This is a genomic window from Pseudoalteromonas sp. Of11M-6 (assembly GCF_022347905.1).
Classification (GTDB): domain Bacteria; phylum Pseudomonadota; class Gammaproteobacteria; order Enterobacterales; family Alteromonadaceae; genus Pseudoalteromonas.
Genome location: NZ_JAKRFW010000044.1, coordinates 39,809 through 47,295 on the forward strand (window position 1 = coordinate 39,809; position 7,487 = coordinate 47,295).

The 7,487-nt window shown below is 43.8% G+C and carries 7 protein-coding genes; 1 reads left to right on the forward strand and 6 read right to left on the reverse strand.

Annotated elements, in window-relative coordinates:
• Window position 1: 1 nt before the first annotated feature.
• The 6 genes from MHN32_RS18455 to MHN32_RS18480 all read right to left on the reverse strand — a co-directional run bounded on the left by MHN32_RS18455 (window position 2) and on the right by MHN32_RS18480 (window position 6,318).
• A complete protein-coding gene (locus MHN32_RS18455) occupies window positions 2-697 on the reverse strand; it encodes an ABC transporter ATP-binding protein (protein ID WP_239422485.1) in 696 nt (231 codons plus the stop codon).
• Between the two features lie 41 nt (window positions 698-738).
• Window positions 739-2,007, reverse strand: a complete 1,269-nt coding sequence (locus tag MHN32_RS18460; RefSeq protein ID WP_239422486.1) for an efflux RND transporter periplasmic adaptor subunit — start codon at window positions 2,005-2,007, stop codon at window positions 739-741.
• 569 nt (window positions 2,008-2,576) lie between these two features.
• A complete protein-coding gene (locus tag MHN32_RS18465) occupies window positions 2,577-3,806 on the reverse strand; it encodes a lipoprotein-releasing ABC transporter permease subunit (protein WP_010604886.1) in 1,230 nt (409 codons plus the stop codon).
• Complete coding sequence (lolD, locus tag MHN32_RS18470) at window positions 3,799-4,488, reverse strand: lipoprotein-releasing ABC transporter ATP-binding protein LolD (RefSeq protein WP_045990679.1); 690 nt, start codon at window positions 4,486-4,488, stop codon at window positions 3,799-3,801. The genes MHN32_RS18465 and lolD overlap by 8 nt, the downstream gene beginning before the upstream one ends.
• Window positions 4,481-5,680, reverse strand: coding sequence for a lipoprotein-releasing ABC transporter permease subunit (locus tag MHN32_RS18475; protein WP_010604888.1), 1,200 nt, complete (start codon window positions 5,678-5,680; stop codon window positions 4,481-4,483). Before MHN32_RS18475 ends, lolD begins: the two co-directional genes overlap by 8 nt.
• A 158-nt stretch (window positions 5,681-5,838) precedes the next feature.
• The gene (locus MHN32_RS18480) at window positions 5,839-6,318 is read right to left on the reverse strand and encodes an Lrp/AsnC family transcriptional regulator (protein WP_239422487.1); all 480 of its coding nucleotides are present in this window, start codon (window positions 6,316-6,318) and stop codon (window positions 5,839-5,841) included.
• Window positions 6,319-6,432: 114 nt separating this feature from the next.
• Here MHN32_RS18480 and MHN32_RS18485 point away from each other — a divergent pair, with 114 nt between their 5' ends.
• Window positions 6,433-7,350 carry a DMT family transporter gene (locus tag MHN32_RS18485; RefSeq protein WP_239422488.1) on the forward strand — a complete coding sequence of 306 codons (918 nt, stop codon included), beginning with the start codon at window positions 6,433-6,435 and terminating at the stop codon, window positions 7,348-7,350.
• Window positions 7,351-7,487 lie beyond the last annotated feature (137 nt).

Below are 7,487 nucleotides of genomic sequence, written 5' to 3' on the forward strand. Positions count from 1 at the left end.
CCTACACTGCCAGTTCAGTTAGCTGAGATTTGGTGATGTCGGTTAGCTCACCATCAAAAATTTGGATGTTACGACCCGCTCGTCGTGCCAGCTCATTGTCATGGGTTACCATAATCAATGTTGTACCCGCCTGATTCACTTCTTGTAATAAATCCATCACTTGCCTTGCCATTAAGCTGTCTAAGTTACCCGTTGGCTCATCCGCTAGTAGGAATCGCGGTTTCCCCGCCAAAGCTCTGGCAATAGCCACACGCTGCTGTTGCCCGCCACTTAGCTGTGCGGGATGATGTTTCATTCGGCTTGCAAGCCCAACGAGTTCAAGCGCTTCTTCAATGCGCTTTTTACGCTCACTGGCCTTAATCCCCCGAAAAATGAGCGGCACTTCAACGTTGTCATATAAAGATAAGTCGCTGATAAGGTTAAAGCCTTGGAAGATAAAGCCAATTTTTTCGTTTCTTAGCTGAGACAACTTTCTATCGTTAAGATTGGCAACGTTTTCACCATCTAGAAAATAGTCACCGCGCTCAAAACGCTCTAACAAACCGGCAATGTTCAAAAAGGTCGTTTTGCCTGATCCTGACGGGCCTGTGACCGCAATAAACTCCCCTTCTTCAATGGTTAAATTAACATTGCTGAGCGCATGGGTCTCAATCAGATCTGTACGATAAATTTTGCTTACTTCATTCATTTTTAACATTGTCTATTCCTTCTCATTCTTATTCGGTACGCAAGATGAGGCTACTTCCCGAGTAACACTCGCGCTTTGTTATTGAACGGATCTAAACTTGAAATCACGATTTCTTGTCCTTCACTTAGGCCCTCGATAATTTCAACTTCAGAAATACTTTTTACACCGAGCTGAATGGGTGTTTGATCGACCTGCTCACCGACAACCGTATAGGTAAAACGCCCTGCGCCAGTTTCAACAAATGCACCACGCCTTACTTTGAGCACGTCTTGCTTTTGTGACAGGATAATTCTTGTAGATACCTTTTGGTTTTGGCGAAGACCACTTGGTTGTTCATCAAAGCGTACTCGCGCACTGACACGGCCAGCTTCGATTTCAGGGGAAATAGCGACCAGCTTTGCATGGTATTGGTATTGATTGATAATTACTTCAGCGGCCATGCCGACACCTAGATTGTCGGCATAAATTTCTGGTATTTGCGCTTCAACCTCAAGCTCTGAAAGGTCAACCAAGGATATTAGCGCCGCATCTCGCTGTACAAACTGCTTTTGCTGGACATGCACCGTACCAACAATACCCGACAACGGCGATATAATGTTAAGTGCCGCTACCTGACGCTGCACTTCTTCTAAAATATGCTGTTGTCTGGTTAGGCTCAGCTCGCTACTTTTTAGCTCAAACGCAAGTCGTTCTTGCTCAAGCTTTAGCGAATCGATGGCGTGACGCTCTTGTAGCTGCGCGCGCTTAAGTTCAACCATTGACTGTTCAAGCTCTAATTTTGAGATAATTTGCTTTTCGATGCTTTGTTTTGAGCGTGCCATTTCCCGCTCTGCCGCTTCTAAGTCTACTTTCGCCATTTCCATGCGTTGTTTAGTATCAAGTAGCTGCTGTTTAATCGAGATCCGTTGGCGCTCAACTTCCGTTTGTAAACGTTCAAATGTCGCCTCTTCTTGCAGTAAACGGTTGGTAAGCTCTGGACTGTCTATGATAAGCAACGCTTGCCCTGCTTTGATGGCATCACCGGGTTTAACGTTTAGCGTTACTGTGCCCGATGCGATGGCGTATAAGTCGGGATTATTCGCAGCCAGCGTACGCCCTTCAACACGAATATCTTCGCTGATATCACCTCTCACTACCGTGGCGAGACGTACTTGCTCCCGCGATACCGTCTGCTCTGCAGATAAAATTGTGTTAATGCTTGGCCAAGCACTGGTCAATCCACCTAAGGTGATGCCAACGGCCAACAACGCAAGCACAGGCTTTTTTATGGTTCGTTTCTTTGCGATTTGTTTATCTTGCGCACTTGTATCTTTAATCATGTTACCTCCTTGCGGACAAGAGGGTGTCCGCGATTATTATGAGTAACTAATAACAAGTAGCGTGCCATAATTTATCTTACTGTTTTATATGCTATTTATGTAATTTAACGGCTTTATTGAGAGGATTTGGACGGACACCGGACAGTTTGCGGACAAGGGAGCTTTATATCAATTTGCTTAATTAAGTGATCTATTCTGCAGTGAGAAAATTTTGTCGATAACACCGCTACTGCATCCTGCTACCGCCAAGGTGCCTACATCCATATCTGCAAGGCAAAGATTTTGCTATTGAGTTGTTCTAAATAAGAAATTTTTAACGCAGGTAGCGTCAGATTTACACCTTCAAATTGAGCTAGTATTAAGACAAATTGGTATTAAAAAATATGTTTAAGCTTGATGGTTAGGGCCTGTCCAGCCGTGCGAGTCACTTTGACATTTTAGTGATGTGAACACATGCAAACATCTTGATACTTGATCAAACGTTTCCTCTTCTATTGGGAATTTAATCTATCTGCAGCCAATATATACTTGTTATAGCCGGTTTTACCGGCTATAAATTTTTGCCATCATCAGCCATTTCCCAGTACTTTGGCAGGATCCGTTTTGGTGGCTTGCCAAGCGGGATATAAGCTTGCGACGACAGCCATAACAAAAGTCGTGACTAAACTGATATAAATGTCTGTCCAAATAATTTTGCTCGGTAAGTACTCAATAAAGTAGACGCCTTCAAGCGGATTGGTATCACTCATATTGATCCAGGCTTTAAAAATATCGGGGATATTAATAGCAATAAAAATGCCGATCCCTGTGCCTAGCAGTGCACCTATCCCTGCATACGTCACACCTTGTAGCGCAAAAGTCGAAAAAATCGTACTGTCCTGTGCACCCATGGTTTTCAAAATGGCAATATCCGCCCGCTTTTCTTTTACTTCCATCACCATAGAAGAGACGATATTAAAGCTCGCTACAGCGATGATCAGAAATACCACGAGATAGACGATAGTGCGTACCATCTGAATATCTTGATACAGTCCGCCTTGCGTTCGAAACCAAGACGACACGTACACTAAATCGGGTAATGCCCTGCCCGCTGATGTCGCAATTTGCTGTGCCTGAAACACATCACTCACCTTGGCACGCAAGTCCGTTACTTGGTCTTCTCTAAAATCCATCGCTTCTTGCAGTGCGTTAAGTGGCACTAAGGATAATGTTTGGTCAAGTGGCCCGCCCATATCGATAAGCCCCACCACCGTCGCCGTTAATCGCTTTGGCGCAGCGAGTGGATTATCCGAATGTTTGTTAGCAACCAAGAGCTGGATATTATCGCCAGCCACGACGCCAAGCTTGTCAGCTATCCCTTTGCCGATGATCACTTCACCCGGTTTTAGTGCCTTTAGTTCTGCGCCTTTTATAAAATCACCTATGCTCGACACCGTATGATGCCTATTCGGTGCGATCCCTTTTAACTGCGCCGCTTTTAAGGTGCCTTTGTATTGCAGCATGGCTGTTAAGTTAATTTCAGCCGTCGCGCTTACGACGCCACGTTGACTCTCCAAGATCTCTACTTTTTGCTGCCACGCTTGAATAGGGTCGTAAGGTGCTTGATAACTAACTTGCGGTACCACCGACAACAGCCGCTGCTCTAATTGTTCTTCAAAACCATTAATCACAGAAAGTGCGACTATCAATACTGCCATACCCAGCATTACACCAAGCGTAGAAGCACGGGTTAAAAAACCAATAAAGCCAAGCTGACGTTTAGACTCTCTAAAACGTTTGCTTAAAAAATAACTAAGCATGCTGATACACACCTACTTTGCCATCGTCCAGTTGCACTGCACGACCAAGCTTATCTGCCAACTCTAGGTCGTGTGTTACAACAACAAAGCTGGTTTTTAGTTGCTGATTGAGTTCAGCTAGGAGGTCATAGATCCTTAGCGCATTATGCTTATCAAGATTGCCGGTTGGTTCATCAGCTAGCACCAAATCAGGTTCTGTTACTAACGCTCTCGCTATCGCAACACGCTGTCTCTCCCCCCCAGAAAGCTCTGAAGGCTTATGATCAGCACGATGACTCAAGCCTACTTTATCAAGCATGAGTAATGCTTTTTCGCGGGCTTGTTTTGCTTTATTACCGGCAATTAGTAATGGCATCGCCACGTTTTCAACCGCGCTAAACTCCATCAACAAATGATGAAACTGATAGATAAAACCCAAATGCTTATTTCTAAATTCCGCCTGCTTTTTACGTGACAGCTTGCCAACTTCCACACCTTTGATTTTTACACTGCCGGTGGATGCTTTATCCAAGGTACCGAGAATATGCAGTAAAGTACTTTTACCTGAACCCGAGCTACCTACAATGGCAAGCATCTCACCTTGGGTTACAGATAAATCAACGCCTTTTAGTACCGTTACTTCGGCTTTACCATCTTGGTAGCTTTTGACCAAATCTTGGCAGTCAATGACTAAATCACTCATATCTTAATACCTCTGCTGGCAGCACACTCGACGCGCGTTTAGCTGGATACAAGGTTGCTAAAAAGCTTAGCAATATGCTGCCCACTGCCATAATCGTTAAATCTGTTAGTTCTATTTTGACCGGAAGTTCAGCGCCACCAAGCAACTGAAGGCCTGCGAGGTGGAGCACCTCATTAATATTGTTCGAAAGCAATAATCCACCAGCAACACCAATGAGTGTGCCAAAAATGCCGTTATACATCCCTTGCGCCATAAATACTTTAGCTATCATTTGTGGGGTAAAGCCAAGCGTTTGCAAAATAGCCACTTCCCCTTGCTTTTCACTCACCATCATAGATAGCGCTGAAATGATATTAAATACAGCCACTATCACAATAAGGCCAAGTAATAGCGACATAATGCGCTTTTCCATTGCAACCGCCGCAAACAATGTGCCTTGCTGAGTTTGCCAATCCTGTATCTCGAGCCCTTGTAACAAGCTATCCGCTTGCTGATAAAAATCAGGCAGACTAAAGGCATCATATAAATGAATGTTAAGGTCGTATTGCTCTGGCTTCTTGCGCATTAACCGCTGTAAACTCTTCCCGTCGGCAAATGCCAAATAAGTGTCAGCTTCGCTTTGGCCATCATATATGGCAGCTACGGTGAATAAGCGCTGCGTCGGTGTGCGGCCAAGCGGTGTGTATGTGGTGAATTCAGGCATGATCACGCGAAGTTGTTGACCAACGCTTACGCCAAGTTTATTGGCTAAATAGCGACTCAGCGCCACTTGGTATTTTTGCTCATACAATCGAGTTAAGCTACCTGCGCGTACGGCGTCATCTAACGCTGTTTCATACCCTTGAAATAGCCCTTGAAGTTGCACGCCCACCAAATCTTGATTGGTTTGTAGAATTACGTCACTTGCAACATATGGCGAAACTTGCTTAACCAAAGGATGATTTTCAATGGCTTGTAATTTATTTTGATCAAGTTGCTCATTTTCCTTAATTTGCACATGCGGGATCAAATCAAGCATGGCGGCTTTTAAGGTTTGCTCAAAGCCATTCATCACTGAGCTGACGGTGATCAAACTCATCAAGCCAAGGGCGATACCCGCAATTGAGAAAAATGAGATAAACGATATAAATGCATTGCCTTTCGCAGCACGGCTATATCTTAACCCAACAAAGAGGCTAACTGGTTGAAACATAATCTATCTCGTAAAAAACTGCTGCACGGATACTAACATACTCAAAACCAGATTGATGGCAGGATTGCTATAAAAAGTGTGACAAACTATAAATTTGTTGACGTTTAGCTGTGCATTGCTTATCCCGTCAAAACGTTACTACTCGTCATACTTAGCGATTACCTTTTGCGGATCTGATATGGCACGTTTCTGCGTTTGACTACTGTTGATTTCACCACCGATGTGTGGGTATCACCCAGCGTGGAGACTTTATCCAGAATTTCGTCTAGCTTAGGCATACTCTCAAAACACAACCTCACATAAAAACAATCCTCTCCCGTCACTTTGTCACATTCAATCACTTCAGGAATGTTTTGGATCATCGCTTCAAGTTGTTTTAGTTTACCAGGATGCTGGCGAATACGCACAATCGCTGTCAGCGGGTAATCAAAGCTTTCTGGGTCTAATTCAATACTGTATTTACTAATTACCCCATACTCTTCCATACGTTTCATGCGCTCATTCACACTCGGTGAAGACATATTCACTGCCCGGGCCATTTCAGCAACAGACACCCGGCTGTTGTTTTCTAACAGCGATATAAGCTTGCTATCTATCGCGTCAAGCGACCATTTTTCATTATTAATTAGTTTTCTCATTTTTGCCTTTCATTTTTAGGAAATTAGAAAGATTAGCCTTTTATTGCCTATTAGTAATACGGCAAACCCTAAGTAATATGCAAGTATAGAATTGAATATGACAAGGTGTGAACAATGTTTGGCTCAGATAAAGAAAAGGGTTCGATAGAGATGATAATAGCTATGGTGCTATCTGGCACCATAGGATACTTTGTCGTCAGTGCACAACAATCCTATTGGAACGTGGTATTTTTACGTTGTGTTATTGGCGCGTTGTGTCTTCTCGGATACGTGCTCGTAACAAAGCAACTGACAAAAGAGGTGTTTAAAGGTCCCGTTTTTATAACCATCTTGCTCGGCGGTATCGTGCTGGTCGGAAACTGGGTGCTGTTATTCGCCTCGTTTGACTATATTCCTTTTTCAATTTCAATCATCGCATACCATCTACAACCTCTGATGTTGGTATTATTAAGTGCGGTGCTTTATCGTCAGTATCCAAGTAAAGCAATCCTTTTATGGTTGACCATCGCCGTGGTGGGATTATGGTTGGTTGTGGGGATCCCCTATCAAGAAATAGTCGCAGTTATTTTTGCACAAGAGAGCAATCAAGCCGTTTTTGGTCTGCTACTGGCACTTGGAGCTGCATTTCTGTATACCATTACAACGCTGATGACAAAAAAGGTAAGCCAAGTGCCATCCGGTGTGGTTGCTGTGATCCAAATCTTTTTGGGCGGTTTATTTTTATTGCCTTGGGTTGACTTTGCACATTTCCCAGAGACTTCATCGAGCTGGGGCAATATCCTATTCTTAGGCGTCGTCAACACAGGGTTTATGTATGTGATCATGTATGATGCGTTTCAACGCTTAAGCACCACATTAATCGCTATTCTTTCTTTTATTTATCCGGTCGTGGCGCTGTTTGTAGATTTTATTGCATTCGAGCACACGATTTCGATGCTACAAACGCTTGGGATTGTTTTAATCTTAACGGCCGTCAGCGCTGTAAAGTTCGATTGGAAGTTAGGCAAGTTATTTAACCTGAGGTTTGGATAAGGAGTGTTCCAACTCATTGTTGCTAAAGCACAACTTAGTTTTTCCTTGTCTAGCCAGAGAGTTTTAGGGAAAACACCGCTTCCGCGTCCTGCTCTCGCTAAGGTACCTACATCCTGTAGGCAAGGCGAATTTACGCA